Source organism: Methanomassiliicoccales archaeon (genome assembly GCA_013415695.1).
Classification (GTDB): Archaea; Thermoplasmatota; Thermoplasmata; order Methanomassiliicoccales; family JAAEEP01; genus JAAEEP01.
In genome coordinates, this window is sequence record JAAEEP010000009.1 from 54992 (window position 1) to 76921 (window position 21930).

Annotated in this window: 21 protein-coding genes; 10 read left to right on the forward strand and 11 right to left on the reverse strand. The window is 54.0% G+C overall.

The annotated features are described in order from the left end of the window. Positions 1-46: 46 nt before the first annotated feature. The 7 genes from GKC03_05820 to GKC03_05850 are packed head-to-tail and all read right to left on the reverse strand — an operon-like array spanning position 47 to position 6569. On the reverse strand, positions 47-829 hold the full coding sequence (locus tag GKC03_05820; protein NYT12056.1) for a uroporphyrinogen-III synthase: 783 nt from the start codon (positions 827-829) through the stop codon (positions 47-49). Beyond that, positions 826-1584, reverse strand: coding sequence for a uroporphyrinogen-III C-methyltransferase (cobA, locus tag GKC03_05825; GenBank protein NYT12057.1), 759 nt, complete (start codon positions 1582-1584; stop codon positions 826-828). Before cobA ends, GKC03_05820 begins: the two co-directional genes overlap by 4 nt. Then, on the reverse strand, positions 1581-2456 hold the full coding sequence (gene hemC, locus GKC03_05830; GenBank protein NYT12058.1) for a hydroxymethylbilane synthase: 876 nt from the start codon (positions 2454-2456) through the stop codon (positions 1581-1583). Before hemC ends, cobA begins: the two co-directional genes overlap by 4 nt. Next, positions 2453-3730, reverse strand: coding sequence for a glutamate-1-semialdehyde 2,1-aminomutase (gene hemL / locus GKC03_05835; protein ID NYT12059.1), 1278 nt, complete (start codon positions 3728-3730; stop codon positions 2453-2455). Before hemL ends, hemC begins: the two co-directional genes overlap by 4 nt. 1 nt (position 3731) lies before the next feature. Beyond that, positions 3732-4700: a porphobilinogen synthase gene (gene hemB / locus GKC03_05840; protein ID NYT12060.1), complete on the reverse strand. Its 969-nt coding sequence runs from the start codon at positions 4698-4700 to the stop codon at positions 3732-3734. Further along, on the reverse strand, positions 4690-5952 hold the full coding sequence (locus tag GKC03_05845; GenBank protein NYT12061.1) for a glutamyl-tRNA reductase: 1263 nt from the start codon (positions 5950-5952) through the stop codon (positions 4690-4692). The genes hemB and GKC03_05845 overlap by 11 nt, the downstream gene beginning before the upstream one ends. Continuing rightward, complete coding sequence (locus tag GKC03_05850; protein NYT12062.1) at positions 5949-6569, reverse strand: bifunctional precorrin-2 dehydrogenase/sirohydrochlorin ferrochelatase; 621 nt, start codon at positions 6567-6569, stop codon at positions 5949-5951. Before GKC03_05850 ends, GKC03_05845 begins: the two co-directional genes overlap by 4 nt. A gap of 252 nt (positions 6570-6821) precedes the next feature. On the opposite strand from GKC03_05850, the gene cfbE reads away from it, so the two are divergent. Further along, positions 6822-8114: a coenzyme F430 synthase gene (gene cfbE / locus GKC03_05855; protein ID NYT12063.1), complete on the forward strand. Its 1293-nt coding sequence runs from the start codon at positions 6822-6824 to the stop codon at positions 8112-8114. Positions 8115-8147: 33 nt separating this feature from the next. On the opposite strand, the gene GKC03_05860 is transcribed toward cfbE, so the two are convergent. Then, entirely contained in the window at positions 8148-8792 is a 645-nt protein-coding gene (locus GKC03_05860) for a class I SAM-dependent methyltransferase (GenBank protein NYT12064.1), read from the reverse strand. An 82-nt stretch (positions 8793-8874) separates the two neighbouring features. Here GKC03_05860 and GKC03_05865 point away from each other — a divergent pair, with 82 nt between their 5' ends. Then, positions 8875-9405: a methyltransferase domain-containing protein gene (locus tag GKC03_05865; protein ID NYT12065.1), complete on the forward strand. Its 531-nt coding sequence runs from the start codon at positions 8875-8877 to the stop codon at positions 9403-9405. A gap of 29 nt (positions 9406-9434) precedes the next feature. On the opposite strand, the gene GKC03_05870 is transcribed toward GKC03_05865, so the two are convergent. Continuing rightward, positions 9435-11612, reverse strand: a complete 2178-nt coding sequence (locus tag GKC03_05870; protein NYT12066.1) for a hypothetical protein — start codon at positions 11610-11612, stop codon at positions 9435-9437. A 289-nt stretch (positions 11613-11901) separates the two neighbouring features. Between GKC03_05870 and GKC03_05875 the strand changes: the two genes are divergently transcribed. From GKC03_05875 to GKC03_05885, 3 genes are all read left to right on the forward strand, one after another. Continuing rightward, positions 11902-12810 carry a PspC domain-containing protein gene (locus GKC03_05875; protein ID NYT12067.1) on the forward strand — a complete coding sequence of 303 codons (909 nt, stop codon included), beginning with the start codon at positions 11902-11904 and terminating at the stop codon, positions 12808-12810. Between the two features lie 68 nt (positions 12811-12878). Continuing rightward, positions 12879-13985 (forward strand): hypothetical protein, encoded by a 1107-nt coding sequence (locus GKC03_05880; protein NYT12068.1) that lies wholly within the window; start codon positions 12879-12881, stop codon positions 13983-13985. Continuing rightward, positions 13978-14607, forward strand: coding sequence for a GNAT family N-acetyltransferase (locus GKC03_05885; protein ID NYT12069.1), 630 nt, complete (start codon positions 13978-13980; stop codon positions 14605-14607). The genes GKC03_05880 and GKC03_05885 overlap by 8 nt, the downstream gene beginning before the upstream one ends. Before the next feature lie 314 nt (positions 14608-14921). On the opposite strand, the gene GKC03_05890 is transcribed toward GKC03_05885, so the two are convergent. Then, positions 14922-15962, reverse strand: coding sequence for a CoB--CoM heterodisulfide reductase iron-sulfur subunit A family protein (locus GKC03_05890; GenBank protein NYT12070.1), 1041 nt, complete (start codon positions 15960-15962; stop codon positions 14922-14924). Between the two features lie 137 nt (positions 15963-16099). Here GKC03_05890 and GKC03_05895 point away from each other — a divergent pair, with 137 nt between their 5' ends. The 3 genes from GKC03_05895 (at position 16100) to GKC03_05905 (ending at position 18701) form a co-directional block, all read left to right on the forward strand. Then, the gene (locus GKC03_05895; protein ID NYT12071.1) at positions 16100-16840 is read left to right on the forward strand and encodes an ABC transporter ATP-binding protein; all 741 of its coding nucleotides are present in this window, start codon (positions 16100-16102) and stop codon (positions 16838-16840) included. Further along, positions 16819-18042, forward strand: coding sequence for a SufD family Fe-S cluster assembly protein (locus tag GKC03_05900; GenBank protein NYT12072.1), 1224 nt, complete (start codon positions 16819-16821; stop codon positions 18040-18042). The genes GKC03_05895 and GKC03_05900 overlap by 22 nt, the downstream gene beginning before the upstream one ends. Positions 18043-18107: 65 nt before the next feature. Continuing rightward, entirely contained in the window at positions 18108-18701 is a 594-nt protein-coding gene (locus GKC03_05905; protein ID NYT12073.1) for a class I SAM-dependent methyltransferase, read from the forward strand. 11 nt (positions 18702-18712) lie between these two features. Here GKC03_05905 and GKC03_05910 read toward each other — a convergent pair whose 3' ends face one another. Then, positions 18713-19201: a small multi-drug export protein gene (locus GKC03_05910; GenBank protein ID NYT12074.1), complete on the reverse strand. Its 489-nt coding sequence runs from the start codon at positions 19199-19201 to the stop codon at positions 18713-18715. Between the two features lie 117 nt (positions 19202-19318). Here GKC03_05910 and GKC03_05915 point away from each other — a divergent pair, with 117 nt between their 5' ends. Next, positions 19319-20095 carry a hypothetical protein gene (locus GKC03_05915; GenBank protein NYT12075.1) on the forward strand — a complete coding sequence of 259 codons (777 nt, stop codon included), beginning with the start codon at positions 19319-19321 and terminating at the stop codon, positions 20093-20095. 104 nt (positions 20096-20199) lie between these two features. Beyond that, positions 20200-21849: a thermosome subunit gene (locus GKC03_05920; protein ID NYT12076.1), complete on the forward strand. Its 1650-nt coding sequence runs from the start codon at positions 20200-20202 to the stop codon at positions 21847-21849. Positions 21850-21930 lie beyond the last annotated feature (81 nt).

Below are 21930 nucleotides of genomic sequence, written 5' to 3' on the forward strand. Positions count from 1 at the left end.
TTAATAAGATGATTGCTCATTCTTCCTGGAAAAAACGACCTGTTGACTAGATCAACTCTCTCATTGACATCAGTAGGAGACGGAAATCTGCTGCTCTTGGCACTGTATCCACCCTCACGCCTTCCTCTTCCAAAGCCTTCCTTGTGGGATTGCCTATGGCTCCCACAACCGCGTTCTTCATCATTTCCATGGCCGCCTCCTTGCCTAACCTTCTCCTTCCAGCTTCCAGAATGGTTTTAGCGGAAAGGGAGCTTGTGAAAGCGAACCCGTCTATACCGCCAGAGTTGCCCTTATCCAGGAGTGCAATCACATCATTCCCGTCCAGATTCTTTCTGAGGTGATAGACAGCTACTTCTTCTACAAGGCCACCCGATTCTCTCAAACCTTTGGGCAGGATCTTAGAGCCCATGTCAGAGCGAAGGATCCAGATCCTTCTTCCTTTGATCATGTCCCGAGGGATGTCTCTGACCATTCCCTCTGAGGAGAACTCATCGGGCATGATGGCCACCTCCACCCCCTCGCTTACCAGTGGGGCACGGGTATGGAGTCCGATGACCAGAACGTCGATCGAGCGCAGAATTTCCAGCATCTCATCACCCCTTCCCCGGGCTTGAGCCAACTCCATGGCTGCCTCCACCCCTGATGCCGAGGTGAAGGCTACCGCGTCCACCTTTCCTTCAGAGGCGCTCTCTATGAACCTAGTGAATGAATGGCTGTCGTTGATGACGATCTCAACGGGTGAGGCACAGATGGGTTCGAGACCTAGCTCTCTAGCGATGTCCGCGGATTTCAGAAGCCTGTCCCTAGGCCTCATCACCGCGACCCTCATTCAAGATCCCCCAGCCATTCTCTCATCGTAGCCACTCCACCCACTACGATGATCGATGGCGCATGGACATCTTCCTTTTCGCATAGTTCTGCAATACTTACCAATGTCCCCATGATAACCCTCTGATCGGTAGTGGAACCTTTTTCGATGACCGCGACCGTCGTGGAAGAGTCCATGCCTCCATTGATCAGATTGTCCATGTTGCTCCGGAGGTTGCTCATTCCCATGAGTATCACAATCGTACCTCCCAGATCGGCAAGAGACGACCAATTGACCGTCTCCTTGCCCTTATGGATGCCTTCGTGCCCGGTCACAAAGGTCACCGTGGACGAATGATCGCGATGGGTCACAGGGATACCAGCAAGACCCGGTACAGAGATAGCGGATGTCACGCCAGGTACCAAATGGACCCTGATGCCCTCTCTGATCAGCATCTCCGCTTCCTCCCCACCCCTGCCGAACAGGAAGGGATCTCCTCCTTTCAGGCGGACTACCAGATTTCCAAGCTTGGCCTTCCTCACGAGAATATTATTGATCTCCTCCTGATCCGCTTTATGGTGTCCGCCTGTCTTCCCCACATCAATGATCTCTGCTTCATCCCGCGCAAGTGAAAGCAGCTCCATGGGAATCAGAGAATCATGGACGATCACATCCGCCCTGGAGATGAGCTCTTTTCCCCTTATTGTGATCAGATCAGGCGCCCCAGGTCCAGCCCCCACAAGGAACACCCTGCCTTTCGTTTCCCCGGATCTCATATCTCCAATCCCCTCCTGAGCCTATGAACGATTGATTCTAGTTTGTCCTCTATCTCTTCGAATCCAAGGACCTCATCCAGTCTGACGCACTTTCGCCCGTCGGGTGAGAGGGCCGCCGCCAACATTCTGATGGCGACGCTAGTGGAAATGGCCAAGATACCTATGGGGACGGAACATCCACCCCCCAGAAGCCGAAGGACCTTCCGCTCCAGGTCCACCTCCCTACTGGTCGGGGGATGATCGACCGTTCTCACCATGCTCGCGATCGGGTCACCATTCCTGCAGACAGCGGCAATGGCCCCCTGTCCCGGGGCTGGAACGAATATCTGTGGATCGAGAAGGCGATATTCTTCCTCCAGGTTCAGCCTCAGGAGGCCGGCTCTTGCAAGGACTATTGCGTCATATTTGCCTTCCTTCATCTTCCTTATCCGGGTGGGAACGTTTCCCCTGATGTCCACCATCTCCAGGTCGGATCTGCGATTGAGAAGCATCGCCGCTCTTCGAACTGACGAGGTACCCACCCTTGCACCGGGAGGCAGATCGTCCAAGGCGATGTTCGGGAGGATGACATCCTCCACGGGCCCTCTGGGAAGCACCGCACATATACCAGTTCCATCTGTGGAATCAACTGGCATGTCCTTCAGGCTGTTCACCACTACGTCCACATTCCCCTCAAGGAGCTGCTGCTCGAGCTCCTTCACGAAGGCTCCATAGCCCCCAAGCGAGCCAAGTGGACGGTCAGTGACCTTGTCACCTGTGGTCTTCACGATCCTCACCTCCACCTCCTCGTCTGGAAAATGTCCTTTGAACCGTTCGACGAAGAGTTCTGTCTGGGCAAGAGCCAGCCTGCTTCCCCTAGTGCCAATTATCATAATGCGTCCTCAAGTGCCTCGCCATAGGCCTCCACCGTGAGATCGATCTCAGCGTCGGTGTGAGCCGTGGAGATAAAGTTGGTCTCGAACTGCGAAGGCGGCAGATAGATCCCTCTGTTCATTAGACCGAGAAACAGTTCCCTGAAGGCCGAGGTGTCGCAGGACCTCGCTCCCGCGTAGTTCTTGACCTCCCCATCAGTGAGGAACAGCTGGAACATCGAGCCGACGCCCTGGGCTCGGAAGGGCAGTCCCATCTCTTCGATGACTTTCATGAGACCGTACCGCATCTGCTCCCCCTTGCGCTCCAGTTCTTCATAACCAAGGGTGCGCATCTTCTTGATGGTGGCGATACCGGCGGTCAGGCTCATGGGATTCCCGCTGAATGTCCCGGCTTGATAGACCTTGCCCGTGGGGGAAACCATCGACATGATCTCTTCCGAGCCGCCGAAAATGCCTATCGGAAGGCCGCCTCCCACCACCTTGCCCAGGATGGTCATGTCAGCCCTCACTCCGAATCGCTGCTGAGCCCCTCCAAGGGCCAATCTGAAACCGGTGATCACCTCATCCAGAATGAGGAGGATGTCGTTTTCCGTGGTCGCTTCCCTGAGACCTTGTAAGTAACCTTCCTCCGGCGGTATCGGTCCGGCATTGCCGATCACTGGCTCGATGATGATGGCGGCCACTTCACCCTTATTCTCCATGATTGCAGTTCTGACCGCTTCGAGGTCATTGAACGGGACCAGCAGGGTGTTGCTGGTGACCTCTTCGGGAACTCCCAGAGAGTCCGGGGAACTGTGTGTAGTTGCTCCGGATCCCGCCTTCACCAGTACCGAGTCGTGGGCACCGTGGAACGCGCCCTCGATCTTGATGAACTTCTTCCTTCCGGTGAAGCCCCTAGCCACCCGGATAGCGTGCATGGTTGCCTCAGTTCCAGTGTTCACGATGCGGAGCATCTCCACCGAAGGGAACGCACCCCTGATAAGTTCGGCCATCTCTATCTCCAGGGCGATGGGGGCGCCGTAGAGCATGCCCCTCGGTGCCTGTTCCCTGACCGCATTAACCACGTCAGGGTCAGCGTGACCCAATATGAGTGGTCCAAACCCCATGCAGTAATCGATATACTCGTTTCCGTCCACGTCCCATACCTTGGCCCCTGATCCCTTGGCTATGTACGAGGGATACGGCTTGAAGGCCCTTACCGGGCTTGAAACTCCCCCTGGCATGAGGATCTTTGCCCTATCGTATAGCTCCTTCGATCTTTTCCTCTCCTTCATGTCAATCCCTAAGTCTCTCCGCCACATCCTTGGCGAAGTATGTGAGGATTATGTCCGCACCAGCCCTCTTGATGGAGGTCAAGGTCTCCATCATTACCCTATCACGGTCCATCCATCCATTCTGGGAGGCGGCCATAATCATGGAGTATTCCCCGCTCACATTGTAGGCCGCAACCGGAAGATTGAACATCTGCTTGATGTCCCTGATCACATCCAGATAGGCCAGGGCGGGCTTCACCATGACGATATCAGCACCTTCCGCAATGTCCATCTCCACCTCGCGTATCGCCTCCCTTGCGTTCGCGGGATCCATCTGATGGGAGCGGCGATCGCCGAACTGGGGAGTGGATTCAGCGGCATCCCTGAAGGGTCCGTAGTAGGCGGATGCGTACTTTGCTGAGTAGGACATGAGGGGTATGTTGTCGAAGCCCTCGCGGTCAAGCGCCTGGCGAATTGCCGTTATCATGCCGTCCATCATTCCAGATGGGGCTATCATGTCCGCCCCCGCCTCCACTTGACTGAGAGCGGCCCGGGCGTACAGCTTCAATGTCTCATCGTTCAGTATCTCCCCACCCCTTACCATGCCGCAGTGGCCGTGTGAGGTGTACTCGCAAAGGCAGAGGTCCGCAATCACCAGGATATCGCTCTCGGCCTTGATGCGTCTGATCGCTCCCTGGATCACCCCGTCCTTGGTCCAAGCGCCGCTTCCCACATCGTCCTTTTTTCCGGGTATGCCGAACAGCATTATCGCCGGAATGCCAAGGTCCTCAGCTTCCTTGGCCTGATCCCCAGCCTGGTCCACAGGGTAAGAGAATATGCCAGGCATGGAGAGGATCTCCTTCGGCTGGTCGATGGTCTCGTTGAAGAACATTGGGTACACCAGATCATTGACCGAAAGACGGGTCTCCCTGACCATGTCCCTAATCCTCGGGTTCATTCTCAATCTTCGCAATCTGACATCAGGAAACATTGTCCTCCTCCTTTATCTTGAATAGGAATCTTGCCAGCTCCATCATCTCTTCCCGCTCTTCACGTGAGGCTGATTTCAGGCTTTCTGTGGGATCGGCCAAGAATCGCTTGGTTAGCGAGGAGGCAAATTCATCCAGTATCTTCTGGTGGTCGCAATTCCCGTTTATTCGGTTCAGCGCCCGCCTAACCTCACGTTCCTTGATGTTATTGTATTTAAGATGAAGGGCCGATATCAGCTCTGAAGCACGCATCTCATCCAGTCTCTTTTCCAGGTACCCCAGTTCCTGGGTCACGATGAGCTCAGCTTTCTGGATCTCGAGGTTGCGACGGATCATGTTCTCCTTGGCCACGCCCCTTAAGCCATCGATATCATGGAGCCGCACGCCATCCAGCGAGCCGACCTCCGGGTCCACATTCCGTGGAAATGATATGTCGATGATCAATAGTTCCGTTCCACTCACTCGCCTGGAGAGTGCCTGCTCCACCCTTTCCCGGTCCAGGAGCATGTGGGGCGAGGAGGTCGCGACCAGCAGTATATCCATGCCTGGGAGGAAGTCGAATAGCCCATTGAATCTAATTGCCCTGCCTCCCAGATGGAATGCCAGCTCCACCGCCCGTTCATAGGTTCGGTTGGACACGAAGATCGCGTTTGGTCCTTTGCCGATGAGATGCCTGGCAATTAACGTGGCCGTCTCACCTGCCCCCACCACCAGGATGTTCCTTCCTTGCAGGGTGCCGAGTATGCTCTCGGCAAGCTCAACCGCTGCCGAGCCGACCGAGACCGTGCCCTTGTTGAGCAGAGTCTCGGCTCTCACCTTCTTGCCCACGGATATGGCCTTTCTGAATACCTGGGAAAGGACGGGCCCGCAGTATCCAAGTTCCTCCGCAGTCTCAAATGATGTCTTCACTTGAGCTTGGATCTGGTCCTCCCCAACAATGAGGGATTCCAGACCAGAGGCCACCCTTAGTAGATGAATTATGGAGTTCCTCCGGGCATGGAACTGGACCAGATTGGAGAGATTGTCAAAGGGGATGTACCTGCTTATCAGGCGCTCCATCCCTTCCCTTGTGGCAGTCCGATCCGCTGTCACCGCGTACATCTCCACCCGATTGCAGGTTCGAAGGACAACACACTCGCTGATGGCCTCCACCTGGCTCAGCTCGTGAAGAAGGGTCTCTGTCCCGACCTGGCCGATGAGCTCGAGGCAGGACATGTCAGCGGATTTGTGGGTGATGTGAGCGCTGACTATCATTCATCCTCTCTCCTTGCAACTTCCCTCGCCCTGTCAATCGCTCTCTCGTAAGATGCATCAAGCAGTTTCCATGTCTCCTCATCATCAAGGACCGAGTGCAGGAGCCTTTCCCTCTCGCCTTGATCGCTGACTGTCGATCTCAGCTCGCTCCTGAGTTCCTGCAGGAGCTGGCCCATGAGTCCAATCTCGTCGTTCAGCTCCCTCTCCAACCTTTCCCTCAGGAAACTTGAAAGGGCGGGACTACTCCCCAGGGTCGAAATGGCCACCAGGTAGGTTCCCTTGTTCACCACCGAGGGTATCAGGAAGTTGCCCGCCCCATGGGCTTGGTTGAACAACTTGCCCTTCTCCTGGGCCATATCGCAGATCATTTGGTTCAGAGCTTCATCGTCGGTAGCGGCGATCACGATGTCGCTCCTATCTACCAGTTCAACAACGTGGTCCATGGCCTCCCCCTCGATCCTGCTTACTCTCAGGGAATCGAAACCCGGGTGGAATTCCCTTGACACCACTATGACATCAGCCTCATCCTCGAAGTACTTCGCCTTTCGAAGACCTACATCTCCTCCGCCGAAGACCACCACTCGCTTTTCCAGCAGATCGAGTACCAGGGGAAGCATCTAGACACCGATCACTCTACCTTCTTCAATCGAGTATTGGGCGGGAACATTGAAATCTTTTTTCGCCGGAGGCTTTCATCCTTGCACCTTCAATTCATTATGCTCATATTGCTCTAGTCAGACAATCTTCTGCATCAGACGGCGAATGGCCATTTTGGCTGCTCAATGAGTTGAACGATCTTCACCCGAATTACGAAGGTATTCGCAGTAAAGGTAATGTGCCACCCCCTCATTTACTAGGAGGCGAGGAATTTGAAGATCCTTATAATCGATATGACACATGGTGGCGACCTGCTCGCCCTGGAATATGCAGAACGCGAGAACGATGTCACATGCGTGGATTGCTATGGAACCTCCAGCGAGGAGAAGAGAGTCCTTCTCGAGGAGAAAGGCATTCGCTGCATGACCACCGCTCCCGATGAGGACTTCGATCTGCTCGTATCTCCCATCCACTGTCCAGATTCGTTCCTATCGAACACCAGGTATGAGAGCAGAAAGACCTTTCATGAGGCGGTGGGTGAGTTGGTGGTGTTCAGAGGAATGATCTTTGAGGTGACCGGTGCAAGGGGCAAGACGACGACCTGCCACATCCTCTCGTTCATTCTCAATCGCTTCGGAAGGACGATCGCACAACTGAGCAGCCGAGGCATCCACTTCTACGATGAGGGAATAGAGACCATAGAGGAATGGGTGAGCATCGCACCTCCATCAATCCTCAAGGTCTCGAGGCTGGAGCTGCCATATGATCATTGGGTACTGGAGGTCTCGCTTGGAGGAACTGGCCTGGCAGATGTGGGGATCATAACCACCCTGGGCGAGAACTACCCCATCGCTGCAGGCAGTCGCACGGCCTTCGACGGGAAGAAACAGATGATGAACCTGGTGAAGAAGGTGGCGGTGATCCCAGAAGAGGAGCGAGAACTATGGACTCCCCAGATCCCTCCGGGGATATGGGTGTCCACCTTTGGAGAGGGTGGAAACGTCAACGGTGTCCTGGACGGGCCGCTTGAGCTGGGCAGCGATGTTGAGGTCAGGTTCAAATGCCTCCCTTTAGGAGAATTCTCGACCACACTCAAGGGCAACTTCCTGGTTCCGATATATCTGAGACCAATGGCGGCCGCCCTGGCTGGACTAAAATCCTGCGGAATCCCGATGCCACAGCTCTGCGAGGCACTGAAGGACTTCCCTGGTGTACCTGGAAGGGGCGAGGTCTACAAGGAAGGCGAGACATGGATCATCAAGGATCACAACCCCGGCGTCTCGGGTCACTCCATCGAGTTTGAGATCTCCATACTGGAGAAATTCTATGGTGTGGATGACGTGGGCCTGGTCATCGAACCGACTGCCAAAAGAGTGCGGGAGAGGCTCGATCTCAAGGAGATGGATCTCATATTCGATGTCCACGACTCGATCAAGGGGGCGTACCTCCTGAACCCAGAGGGTAAGGAGAAGGAAGTGAAGAACTTCACCTCCATCCAGGATATAGGAGAAGTGATGGATAGGCATCCGATCATCCTCTGGTGCACCAAAGGAGGATTCATCTAGCAATGAGCTCTTTGATTCAGGAGTCGGTACGACCTACATTGGCTTTCTCAGCACGACCTGGTAGAGCCTTTTGGGGAGAGGACCTTCGGTGAACTCATCGATGCTCACGATATCGTATCCCTTGGCCAGCCTCCTGACCTTTTCCTCGGAGAAATAGTGGACCACGAACCCGTTCATCTCCCACATGTCCTCCCCCATATGAGTTCCATGGCGGAAATGAGGATCATCTATGTTCCTTACAGAGTAAATGTTAAATCCTCCCGGCCTCAGGACACGGAGCACCTCAGAAAATATCGCGGCCAACTCCTCCTCGCTGAGCTGCATGGTGAAGAACATGTGCGAGAAACAGGCGTCAATTGAATTATCTGGAAAAGGAATGCCCTCCCTCAGATCATGCTCCTTGATCTCGAGCAGGCCCTCAACCCCCAATACACGGGCGTTGTCCTTGAGCTGGTTCAGACATGTTCGGGAATAGTCCAGGGCGATGACTTTCATCCCCTCCTGCAGGAAAAGCACTGTATCCCTTCCTTGCCCGCATCCCAACTCGAGAACTTCTTTGGCTCCCTTCTCCATCAGGACCTTCAGGGCGCCAAGGCCTATGTGGCTTGGCTCGGTCCCGAACCTTTCAGGGAAATCACGGTAGATCGATTCCCAGTGCTCCCTTTGGTTATTCGTCACCGCTTCGATAATCGGAATGCTCCCTTACAAACCTTCGTATCTTTTTTTATTATGAACCTTCCATATTCTTGATGGGAGAGAGATGGACAAACCCATGGGAAAACTCAGCTTCAAGATGATGGCAGCCATGCTCCGATTGTTCAAGAGAGGGCCGTTCATGAGACAGCGCCTGGAATTCGCCGGGATACGGGAAGGGCATGTGGTCCTGGATTTCGGTTCAGGTCCGGGGTACTTCGCCGCTCTCGCTGCTGAGATTGTGGGCCCCCATGGCAAGGTGTACGCTGCGGATATCCAGCCCCTGGTCACATATTACATTGAGAGACTCAAGGAGAATAGATGCCTTGAAAATCTGGAAGCAATTGTGACCGACTGCGATACATCCCTTCCCGACGAAAGCGTGGACGTTGTCCTGCTGTTCGACATCATCCACATGCTGGAGGACCCTTACAGGATAATTAGCGAAATGAGAAGGGTTCTTAAAAACGACGGTACCCTCTGCATGGACGTGTATCACATGGACGAGGGGCGAGCGATCAGGATCATCGAGAGCGTGGGCTTCAGCAAGGATGGGCAACTGGAGAACACCATCAACTTTGTGAAGAATATCGAATAAAAGGAAGAAAGGGGAAGGGGTTTCTCGTTCTACCACTTGCTCTTGCCCTTGCCGGTTTTCTTTGGAGGCCACTGTGGCTGCTTTGGTTGCTGTTCTCCACCGCCTCCCCTGAGGAAGAAGTACAGGAAGGCAAGGATGGCGACCACTACCACGATTATCACGATGTAGATCCAGAGGTCTATATCGCCTGTGACATCTCCGATAGAGGTCGATGTTGACGCAACTTGGCCCTCGCCCATGCTGTTGATCGCCTGAACCTGGTAGTAGTACACATTCCCGCTCTCCACGGATGTGTCATTGTACTGCAGAACATTTCCAATGGTCGTGAGAAGTACAATCGAGTCGGGTGAGGTGCCTCTAGAGATCTTGTAGTTGGTCACTGGAGACCCGCCATCGCTTGCCGGAGGCTCCCAGTGGAGTGTGATCGTGCTTCCTCCAGGGGTAGCGCTGAGATTCAGCGGAGCGGAGGGTGGTGTCGGCTGCACCGGTGAGAAGGGAGTGGCGGTTACAAGGTTCGACCTCTCGCCCTCACCCTCGGCGTTGACAGCACTGACGCTGTAGTAGTAGGTCTGTCCATTGACGAGGTCGGCGGTATCGTTGTAGGAGGTCACCACTTCCAGCTCAGCTTCCAAGCTGAGGGAGAGTGGACCAGTTCCCCTGTAGACATAGTAGTGGGTAATAGCCGAAGCTCCGGAATTGAAAGGTGGATCCCAGTCAAGCTGTACCCATAGCCCGCTCGATGTCGCTTCCAGGTTCTGAGGTGCCGATGGTACCACGCCTTCGGCATTGGGTATGGCGAACACTATCTCGGTGGCCACGCCCTCACCATAACTGTTGACCGCGCTGACCTTGTAGTAGTAAGGATGGTCGTTTCCAAGATTGGTATCGTTGAAGAAGAGATCAGTGGTCTCGTTCAGATATTCCAGAGTTTTGTATGATGTCCCCCTGTATATGATATAATGGTTGACTGGCGTAAAACCATGATTAGAGGGTTGGTTCCACTCGAGTAGAACGAAACGATCGCCTGCCGTGGCGTTGAGATCCTGCGGGGCGGTAGGTAGTTCGTTCTGGGAATGCGCATACTTCAGATCCTTGTCAAATGAATCATAGTAGCTGATGTGGAAATTGTCATCCTCATCTCCTGTGACGGAGGTGAATTGTCCTACGTTGCCCTCATCTATTGTGCTCGCAGACCAAGTCACACCTGATTTGGCAAAATAGACCAGGTTGCCCAGATCGGATTCGAAGCAGCTGATGTGAGGAGCACCCATAGAATCGAGTACCAGTGATGAGTACTTGCCAATGTCTCCCTTGTCCTCCAGGGTGGATGTTGCCCAAACCCCGCCCGGATTAGTGGCATACTTCAGGGCGGTGTTGGTTGCGTCGTAATAGCTGATGTGAAGGGTCTCACTTGGTCCAATGTCGATCGAGGTCCACAGTCCAACGTTACCCACACTATCAAGAGGAGACACACTCCAGGTTGGAAGGGCGTTCGTGGCGTACTTCAGATTGCCATTGGAGACATCGTAGTAGCTGATATGCGCCTTGTCACTTAGATCCATGATAATTGCGGAGTATTGACCCACATTACCATCTGCATCAACAGCTGTTTTGTTCCATGCTCCGCCCTGATTGGTCACATACTTCAGGTTGCCGTTGTTCGCATCGTAATAGCTGATATGCACCTTATCTGAAGAATCCAGGGTGATCGATGAATACTGACCCACGTTAGGATTATTATCGATCACGGAGGTGCTCCATATGCCGCCAGAGTTCGTGGCATATTTCAGGTGACCATTGGTCGCATCGTAATAGCTAATGTGAGCGCTTCCATTGGAGTCCACAGCAATTGAGGAATACTGACCGACATTCCCCACATTGTCGCCCACTTGGATTACCCAGGCTCCTTCTGAGGTAAAGGCATACATCAGACGCCCCATCGTTGCGTCGTAGTAGCTGATATGAACGTTACCTTCAGCGTCGACTGCTATGGATGAGAACTGACCCACATCATTCTCGCTGTCGATGGACATGGTGATCCAGTTGTCACCTGTCGCGGACACGCTTATCGTGGCGATGGAGAGAAACATCATCGCAGCCATCGATATCGCAAGGAATGAAATGACGGCCCGTCTCCGATCCTCCCTGGGTTTCGGACATCCATGGATTGATTCCGTATCTCTCCTAGGTCTCATTTCACCACTCATCCCAGATAGTTACATTATGCGGGGAAAATCAATATCGATTCCTTAACGAAATCCCCATATCCATCTGAAGGCTGGAACTTACTGTTATAAGTCTGCCACCAGATGAGGCTGCATCCCATATATTTCTGGATTTCCCCCTGACAAAAATGGGGATTGCCGGTACTCGCTATAAAACTATTGTTTCCAGTCCAGTGGGTTGTGATGCTTGAACTTCTGGAAGCTTGTCAATGATAGGTATGATATAGTGTCTTTTCTTACCTGTTCGTGAGATCAGGAACGAGGATGGACAATGCGATACTGCAATAACTGCGGCCATGAGAACATGGACGATGCTCAGTACTGCAATAACTGCGGAAGATCATTGAAACCAGATGCATATCAGCAGAAGGAAAAAGGCGATTTCGAGCGCAGGATCGATGACTTCGCTCAAGAGATGGGAGCCCTGGGCAAGAGGGTAGAGAAGGAATTCAACAGCAGGGGGGGTGACTTCGAATCCTGGTCCGACAGCACACTGGGAATCCTGGGCCCCCTCATATGGAGCCTGATAGGTCTTGCCTTTCTTGTCCTCATCATCGGAGTCATGTCGCTGATCGGAAATAGCGTCCAGACATTCCATGATATTGCGGACTTCCTTCTTGCCAACATCTGGCTCATCTTCGCCCTTGGGTTACTGTTCTCATACTCCAACTTCTTCTCGAGAAGATACAAGGAAAAATTCAGATGGGTGCAGCCCATATTCACGGCACTTGGAATCGTCTTCGGGTTGTGGATCGCGTCCGAGATAATGTTCATTCTGGCTACGAACTTCAATATCGAATTCCTGGAGACCATATCGTCCATAATGTCCACCTATCTAGGCGTCATATTCATCGTGATTCTTGCGATCGGGTACGTGGTATTTCTAATAAGCCTGATGTCGTCAACTGGAGCATCCATGGAAGCTCGGTCCAGTTACAATCAACCTCAGAGGAGTTATGATTTCACCTCTCAGGGAGAATACAAGCGTCTCTACCGCTCGGGCAGGAACCGGGTTCTGGGCGGGGTATGCGGCGGCATGGGAGAGTATGCCAACCTGGATCCCAACATAATCAGGATCATATGGATCATCCTGCTGGTGGTGTCTCTTGGCATAGCGATCCTAGGCTACTTCATCTGCTGGATAATCATTCCAAGGAACCCCTACGATACCTGGCAGTGAACTACCAGTGCTCATGAAAAGGAAATCATGAATTATCATGAGAGTCCTTTGCTCTCCGAGGAGAATGCATGGACAGTGGTAGATCCAGAACACTGGTCGAGAGACAGAGGACAGATGGAATTATTCTGAAATCCTTCATTATGGTCTTCGTCCTATTACTCATTGTTTTCATCGGATTCAATATTTCGAGCGGAGACTTGACCGAAGTCCCCGCAAGCGTGATGATCGCGCTGATACCGGCGTTCTTCATCACGGGCCTGATCTCGATCGCCCTGCAACGCCGCATCGTCAAGATACCGGTGAGGAAGATCCTGGTTTGGTTCATCCTGGCATCTCTGCTATTAGGAGTTTCTATCGCCCTCGTGTTATACACTCTTGACCTAACTAGTAATGTTGAGCTGACATTCGGAGCTGAAAATGAAGTGAAGAGCCTGTTGCTGATAGGAGTGTTCTTGATCTCCTTCGTGATAGCCATCATCGTGGAGCTGTTCCTCTTTGTCCTGGGGTTCGGAGCCATCGGTGTGGTGATCGCCCTGGAGAGGAGATACTCTCCCAAGATACTCGTGAGATTGGCGAACCTCAGCGATAATGAGAAGAAAGGTCTCTTCGACAGGATCATCGCCTGGATCTTCAACATCCCGCCGTACCTTGACTCCTCCACATTAAGGGTGAGCAACAGGAGGAGAGAGGGATTTCCATGGAAGAGCTTCTGGAAGGCGACGGTATGGGAATTGCTGTTCGCGGCGCTGGTGGCACTCTACATAAGCCTGAATCCATTCCTTCTCTCGGGGGTGAGGATCGAAAGTCTGTTCTCTACGCTCACCTCCATCTCGTACCTGCTTCCCCTGATTATCCTGCCCTGGTTCATCTATGCGGCGATAGACGCCAGGATAACCGGGGTCACAAGGGATTTCAGGCTCTACGACGGCATCAAGTCAAAGGTATTCCAGACACTAGGTCTTGTGGGAACGCTAATCGTCTTTGTGCGCTTCGCCCTGGAGAGGAACAGCGGGATGACCATCCTTGTCCTTTTCATGGGCTTCATCGTGATCTTCCTGATCGTCGCTACACTCTTCAACTTCATCTACTTCAACAGCTTCGAGGAGGAGCTGGGGGCGGATGTGTGCGAGACCTTCGAGAGCATGAGGCCCGCAAGGGAGCTGGAAGATGGATGAGGTGACGATCAGACCTTTCGGGGAAGAGGACTTCATAAGGGTATCGGAGATTTTGGCCCAGTCGTTCCAGGACAAGTTCGGCAGACTCTCCCGTGTGGAACCAGAGAGGATGTCTTCTCTTCTCAAAGAATCAGGCATACTCCATGATCTCCCCTTTCCAGGGTACTTCGTGGCCGAACTTCATAAGAGGGTTATCGGGGTCATCATGCTCAAGTGGCTCGGACAGAGGAGACCTCCTCAAGCGAAGTGTCCCAAGAAGAGGACGAAGTGGATGGAGAGGCACAGGCTCAGGTTCGGGCTCTTCCTCTTGGGTCGCCGGGCTGAGGAGGGAGCTTGCTACATCCAGTACCTCGCAGTCGCTCCTGAAGCGAGGAGGTCTGGGGCGGGGACTGCCCTTCTGAGCGAGGCTAGAGTATTCGCTTCCTCGCGTCGCTTTGATACCATGATGCTCTATGTGGCAAGCATCAACAGGAGAGCCGTGAGCCTTTACACGAAAATGGGGTTCCGAAGGACCAGAATAATTGAGAGTGGAATCACCCATCGTTTTTTCGGTATTCGAGAATGGTGGCTCTTAGAGCTCGAGCTTCTTCCTCCAGGGATGCAAAGCCCAGAAGATAAATAAATACGATGATTTTAATATTAAATTTGAATTATCAGCTCTGATACTCAAAGCCTATCGTTATATAGCAAATGATATCGGTGGGGATACGGCTATCAAACGCGATTTCAATGAGGGGAGTGATGGGATGACTGCAGATATCAGTCAACTGGAAGGCGACCACGGGGATGAGATTCTCATGGAAGACATGATTATCAGGCCTGTCGGAATCCCGATCAAGGAGGTGCGGGTGATGGCAAGGCTTGAGGAGATCTAGAAGAACGGTGTACGGAGAGGACAATCAGGACTTCTCCACCTCCACCCTTTCCATAGCAGAATCATTTGTTTGAGCTTTTTCTCAACATGTAGCCAGCTGCACCTGCAGCGCATGCTCCGGCCTGAGCCATGCATGAGGCGATGTCCTTGGGAGACTCCGAGGAACCGGCTATGAAAACACCATCCACCTGTTCGTCATCAGGAAGCCCGTCCCCCCTGATCCCTACTTTCAGCATTGAGATGAGCTCTCGAGAATCAAGGGTCTGCTCCAAGCCAACCTGGAGCACGACTAGATCGGCATCAATCTCGTAGAGCTCCTTGATAAGCGTATTCTCCCCACAGACCACGAGCCTCTCGGCCCTCGGCCTCTTGGTTACCATCGACGGCTGGCCTCTGATGAACTTCACTCCTGCCTTACGGGCTTGGCGATAGGCATCCTCCCAGCCCTTGCCGTGGGTCCTGATGTCGATATACAGAATGCTGATATCCATTTCTGGATCCATGTCCTTCAGTATCAGGGCGTTCTTGATGGCCCCCATGCAGCACACAGCGCTGCAGTATGGGAGCCCTCTTCTCTCGACTCTAGAGCCCACGCACTGAATGAAAACCAGCTTCTTTACGGGAGCGCCTCCCGATCCCTTGATTCCCCTCTCGCTTGAGCGAAGAAGGGCCTCGAACTCAAGGGATGTCATGACCTCCGGATATCGCCCATATCCGAATTCGGGAATGATGGTGGGATCCATGGGTCTGAGGCCAGTAGCGAGTATTATGCAGCCTGCTTCAAGCTCGATGTCCGGACCTCCCTCAACCGAGAGGCTTGCCCTGAACAGCCCATCATGCTCCTCCAAGGACCTCACCTCGGAGCTCAGGTGGACTTTGATGGTTTCGCTTTTCTCTATCTCAGATATCATTGGTCCGATGATATCGGAAGCAAGCCGCATGGAGGGAAATACCCTATTCACTTGGCCAAGAAGCCCGCCGAGGCTCCGATCCCTCTCGATCAGGTGGGCCCTGATCCCCAGGGAGGCAAGATCGAGCGAGGTTCTCATACCGGTCACACCTCCACCTATGACCAGCACCTGGTTCTCCGTGCCCGTGCTCATTCGCACTCGTATCGGGTTAGCGATATTATAAGCTTATACAGCAGGCCACCTGGAGCCAGCGCGAATCTCTTGATTCGAAGGCGTTGACAACTTAATTATACCAAAATCGCATGTTGAGGCTAGAGCGAGTGGATAGCATGCTGGAGATAAAGGACCTTACAGTAGAGGTCGCTGGAAAGACCGTTCTCCGAGATGTCAACCTGAACGTGATGTCTGGATACACCGCCGTCCTTTTCGGCCCTAACGGTTCCGGCAAATCGACCCTTCTAGCATCGATCATGGGATTCTCAGACTACAATATCACCAAAGGGAAGATCGTGTTCAAAGGGCAGGACATAACCCACATGCCCCTTCATGAGAGGGCGAGACTGGGCATCGGGATGATGATGCAGCGCCCCCCAAACATAGTGGGGGTGCAGCTGGGGCGGCTCGTGGACGCCACGGGCAGGGGCAAGGTCAATTCCGAAGAGCTGGCAGAACCGTTGGACATGGTCCGCTTCCTGGAGCGCGACGTGAATGTTGGATTCTCCGGAGGAGAGTTGAAAAGATCCGAATTGCTCCAGCTCAAAGCCCAGGATCCCTGCCTTCTGCTGCTCGACGAGCCAGAATCCGGAGTGGATCTAGAGAGCATAAAGCGGGTCGGCCAGACTGTTCGGGATATACTCGACAGGGACAGCTGCCCAGTCGAGAAGGGCAATGGCAAATCGGCCCTAGTCATCACACATACGGGTGAGATATTGAACTACCTTGACGCGGACCGGGCCTTCGTCATGTGCAACGGGACCATCGTTTGCTCAGGAAGCCCGAGGGAACTTCTGAGCGAGATCTCCAGAAGGGGCTACGAGGAGTGTATCAAATGCAGGCGTCGGAGAAGTTGAGGAAGAAGGCCGAGGCGGCCCTCGGTAAGCGGGCCTTATTCGGCGAGGATATCGACCTGGACGAGTACGAGGACGCCCCTAGGGACCGCGCTCCAGCCGATAGCCTTGAAGAGCTGGAGGAGGATATCCAGGAGACCATGCTCAACGCTGGCGTCATCCCTTCGGCAAAGGGCAGGTCTGGCAGCTTCCTCATGATGGACAACAGCATGGTGCACACCTCCATGATCGGACCTGGTGTCGAGCTGATGTCCCTATCCGCCGCGATGGAGAAGTATCCCTGGGTCAATGAATACGCTTGGAACCTGGTCCCTGTTGACGCGGACAAGTACACCGCCAAATCGTTTCTCGAGCAGGCGGACGGCTACTTCATCAGGGCGCTGGCCGGGCAGAGCGTGAAGTTGCCCGTACAGACATGCCTGATGATGAACAAGCACAACGTTTCCCAGTACGTCCACAACATTATCATCGTGGAGGAGGGCGCCTCGCTCGAGGTCGTCACGGGCTGCACCACCGCGAGGGGGATAGAGAAGGCGATACATCTTGGCATATCGGAGATATACATCAAGGAAGGTGGTTCGCTCTCATTCAGCATGATCCATAACTGGGCGGAGCAGGTTGGGGTGCGTCCAAGAACTGTCATATCAGTGGGAAAGAACGCCACCTTCGTGAATAACTACGTGGTCCTGAGACCGGTCAGGAGCGTGCAGTCGTTTCCGACGGCGCGTCTGGAGGGAGAGGGGGCGGTGGCAAAGTTCAACTCGATAGCGATCGCCCATCCCGGCTCAACGCTCGACCTGGGATCCAGAGCGATACTGTCAGCTCCGAGGACGGGAGCGGAGATCATCTCCCGGGCGATAACTACCGGTGGAACCGTCTACGCCAGGGGTCACCTGGTGGGCGAAGCGCCCCAGATCAAGGCCCATCTGGAGTGCAAGGGCCTCATTCTGAAGGAAGAGGGCGTGCAGATCGCCATCCCCGAACTGGAGGCGCGCGTCCCTGATGTGGAGATGACCCACGAGGCAGCGGTGGGCAAGATAGCCAAGGACCAGGTAGAGTATCTGATGGCCAGAGGTCTGGACGAGGAGCAGGCGGTGGGGATGATCGTCCGCGGTTTCCTCGAGGGAGGCATCAAGGGTCTGCCCCAGAACCTTAAGGACGAGATAGACAAGGCGGTCTCCCAGACCGATATTGGCGGGATGTGAGCCTTTCAATCATTCTCGGGATGAGATTGGATAGTTGGAAATAGGGTAGATGCAAATTCCATCCCATGGAAGGGGATGATCACCCTCACTTCGAGCCTCACGAGACCCTGGATCTCCCCAGGCAGGTCATCCGAGTGCACGATTTCTACGACGGCGACGGGTGGATCCTGGACATCGGTGGTGGCGGGGAGGGCATCATCGGCCTGATAATGGGGAGGCAGGTGGTCTCCATAGACCTGATCAGAAGGGAACTGGCGGAGACCTCCAACGATTCCTTGAAGGTCGTCATGGACGCCACGGTCCTGGGCTTCCCGGATTCGACCTTCGATGCCGTAACGGCCTTCTTCTCCCTCATGTACATGATGGATGATACCTTGGAGGCGGCCTTGAAGGAGGCATCGAGGGTACTGAAGCCAGGGGGTGAGTTCTTAATTTGGGAACCCATCGTTCGCCCACCAGGCTCGTCAGAGAAAAAGGTATTCATCTCATGGCTGGATGTCGAGCTTCCCGATGGCAGTCTGGTGGAGACGGGGTACGGCCACTATCTCCGTCGACTGGAGCCAGATAGGATCATCCCTCAGGCCGAGAGATCGGGGTTGAGGCTGATTGATAGCAGGATCGAGGGCTCTACCTTCTTCCTACGAATGACGAAGACCTGAGCTGTGGACGGTCACCCGAATATTTGTATGCCAGCGAGGGTGAGCCCCATCATTATCGTTCCAGATATCAGTACCCCAGCAACCACGGCCAGCCATCCCTTCTTGAAGTCCAGGTCGAACAGCCAGACGAGGAGGGTCCCGGTCCACGCGCCGGTGATGGGGAGCGGTATCGCAACGAAGACCACAACTCCAAACAGTCCGTACTTCTCGATCACCCCCCGCCGTTTCTCCCTGATGCCCTCGATGAATCTCCTTAGCCAGTCCCAACGGGTGGAGAAGAATGCATATGTGTACCTCAGACCGAAGGTGACGGGCAGGTAGACCAGGGCGTTGAAGGTGACGGCCACGATGAAAACAGCCAGAGGATCGAGTCCCATTGCCACACCCACGGGTATTGCCCCCCTAAGTTCGCTGATGGGGGACATGGAGAGTATGATGACTGTGAGCCACTCCACCCAGTTCGATATCATCTTCACTTCCACCTGCGCCGGGCCTTCCAAGGGCGAACCACATGCTCATACTAATCGTTTTATATCCGATTTCCAGGCCTGACTCTGCTGAGGAAAATCATATAATGGGCGACTTCCAATTTTACTATCAAGGGGAGGAAGCTGACAATGTGTGCGAGAGCGTACGCTGGCTCCAGGATGCTCAGCGTGTGGTCAGGCTTGACCGCACCATCCAAGGAGCGGACGCTGGAGCTCCTGGAGCACCTCGAATGGGAGGAGCTCCAACTTCGTCTTCCTAGAGACTGGAACGATGCGCTTGAAGCTCTCAGAGAGGGTTTCGACCTGGATTCCGTGGTGGATGAGATGAGTGATCTTGGGGTGGTGAGGCTTCCCGAGGACGCCCAGGTGGTAAGAAGCTGGAGGCCGTTCCTGGAGGGGATCTGGGATGTGCTTGGCGAGAGGGAGGTCCACTGTTTCCGGGACCCGCTGTCATTCTCCCATCAGCGGCAGATAGCCATGGATCTCGCGTCCGAATCGATAAAGGCGAGGCTTGGTCATCTGAACATCGTGGCGTGGAAGGAACTGCTCAGGGAGGACATTCACCTCTCGATATCCGATTCTGTTCAAGAGGCTAGGGTTATCGCCAAGAGTGCTGGTGATGAGATGGCCTGCGTCGACATCAGCGCGGAGACCGAGCAGATCCTTGAAAGGGAAGGGTTTGAGGTCCGCCGTGTGATCATCGAGGGGGATGAGCTGCCTCTTTCCAAGCTCAAGCGCGAGATGCTCTCCCTGGAGTCCAGGGGGGAAGAGGTTCCCGACTCGCTGGTCGAGGAGGGGGTGAGGGATCATCTTGACTTCTTGAATGTGCTCCTCTCGGCAAGAACATTCGACGAGGCTTGCCTGATTTGGTGCTCCGATGGTCATCGGGAAAAGAAAGGTTCATGAAATAGGCCAGGTCCAGACTTTTTTAAGACAATTTGATATAGAAGAACTAGCATACACATTCTGCATTCTCATTGGATGAAGATCAAAATTTGGAGGGTAATCACTTGGGTGGTACACCGATAATTATACTGAGAGAGGGCACCGAGAGAACAAAGGGAAAGGGTGCTCAGGAAGGGAATATCAACGCTGCTATGCAGATCGCGAACATGGTCAAGAGTTCATTGGGTCCACGCGGAATGGACAAGATGCTCGTGGACTCGGTGGGTGACGTGGTGATCACCAACGATGGGGTCACCATACTGAAGAAGATGGATGTGAATCACCCAGCGGCCAAGATGCTGATCGAGGTTGCCAAGGTCCAGGACGAGGAGTGCGGCGACGGGACCACCACCTCAGTTGTACTGGCTGGCGAGCTGCTCAAGAGATCATTGGACATGGTCGAGGCAAATGTCCATCCCACTATCATCACTTCGGGATACAGGATGGCCGCCCAGCATGCTCTTAAGAAGCTCGAGAAGCTGGGAATAGATATCACCCCCGATGACGAGGAGATGCTCAAGGAGATAGCGCACACATCCATGATCAGCAAGATCGTCTCCTCATCGAGGACGCATCTCGCCGATCTGGGCGTAAAGGCGGTAAAGGCGGTCGCGGAGGAGTCGAACGGCGGTTACAAGATCGACCTCGACAACGTACAGGTGATCAAGAAGTCCGGAGCCTCAATGGAAGAATCCGAGCTTATTACGGGTGTGATCATCGATCGTGGGCCGGTCCATCCCTCCATGCCCAAGAAGTTGGAGAAGGCCAAGATAGCGCTCATCTCCTGCGCTCTGGAGATCAAGAAGACCGAGGTCGATGCCAAGATCACCATCCGGGATCCGAGCCAGCTTTCTGCGTTCATGATGGAAGAGGAACGCATGCTGCGGGAGATGGTCGAGAAGGTCAAGAAATCCGGAGCGAACGCTGTCATATGCCAGAAGGGAATCGATGAGCTTGCCCAGCATTTCCTGACAAAGGCTGGCATTTACGCCATCCGAAGGATCAAGAAGTCCGACATGAAGAAGCTGGCCAAGGCAACGGGAGCCCAGATAGTCAACTCTCTTGACGAGCTTGGTAAGTCGGATCTCGGGTACGCTGGCCTCGTAGAGGTAAGGAAGATAGCGGACGACGAGATGACATTCATAACCGACTGCAAGAACCCCTTGGCCGTATCCATTCTGCTCAGGGGCGGAACGAGCCACGTTCTCGACGAGGTAGAGCGCTCCCTCGAGGACGCGTTGAACGTCATATCAGTCGCTGTAGAGGATGGCAAGATGGTCTCCGGCGGAGGATCGACTTTCATGGAGTTGTCCATGGACCTTCGTCCCTACGCCTCTTCCGTGGGCGGAAGGGAGCAGATCGCCATCGACGCCTTCGCCTCCGCACTGGAAATCATACCCACCGTTCTCGCCCAGAACGCCGGTCTGGATCCCATTGACATCCTTATCGATATGCGCAAGGCACACAAGGACGGGAAGAAGTATTACGGCGTGAACGTGTTCAAGGGCGGGGTCGTTGACATGCTCAAGGACAAGGTCGTGGAGCCTCTGAGGGTGCCGAAACAGGCCATCAACTCTGCTACTGAAGCGGCTGTGATGATCCTGAGGATCGACGATGTCATCGCTTCCAGAGGTGCACCACCATCTATGGGACCTGCGCCGGGCAAGTACGACATCAAGGGAGAGGGGTCGGAGTTCGACAAGGAGTGGGCTTGAACCGACACTAAACACCTTACCCTCAATTTTCTATTTTAATCAGTTCGTATAAGCGAAAGCGATATGTATCCTAGAATCACC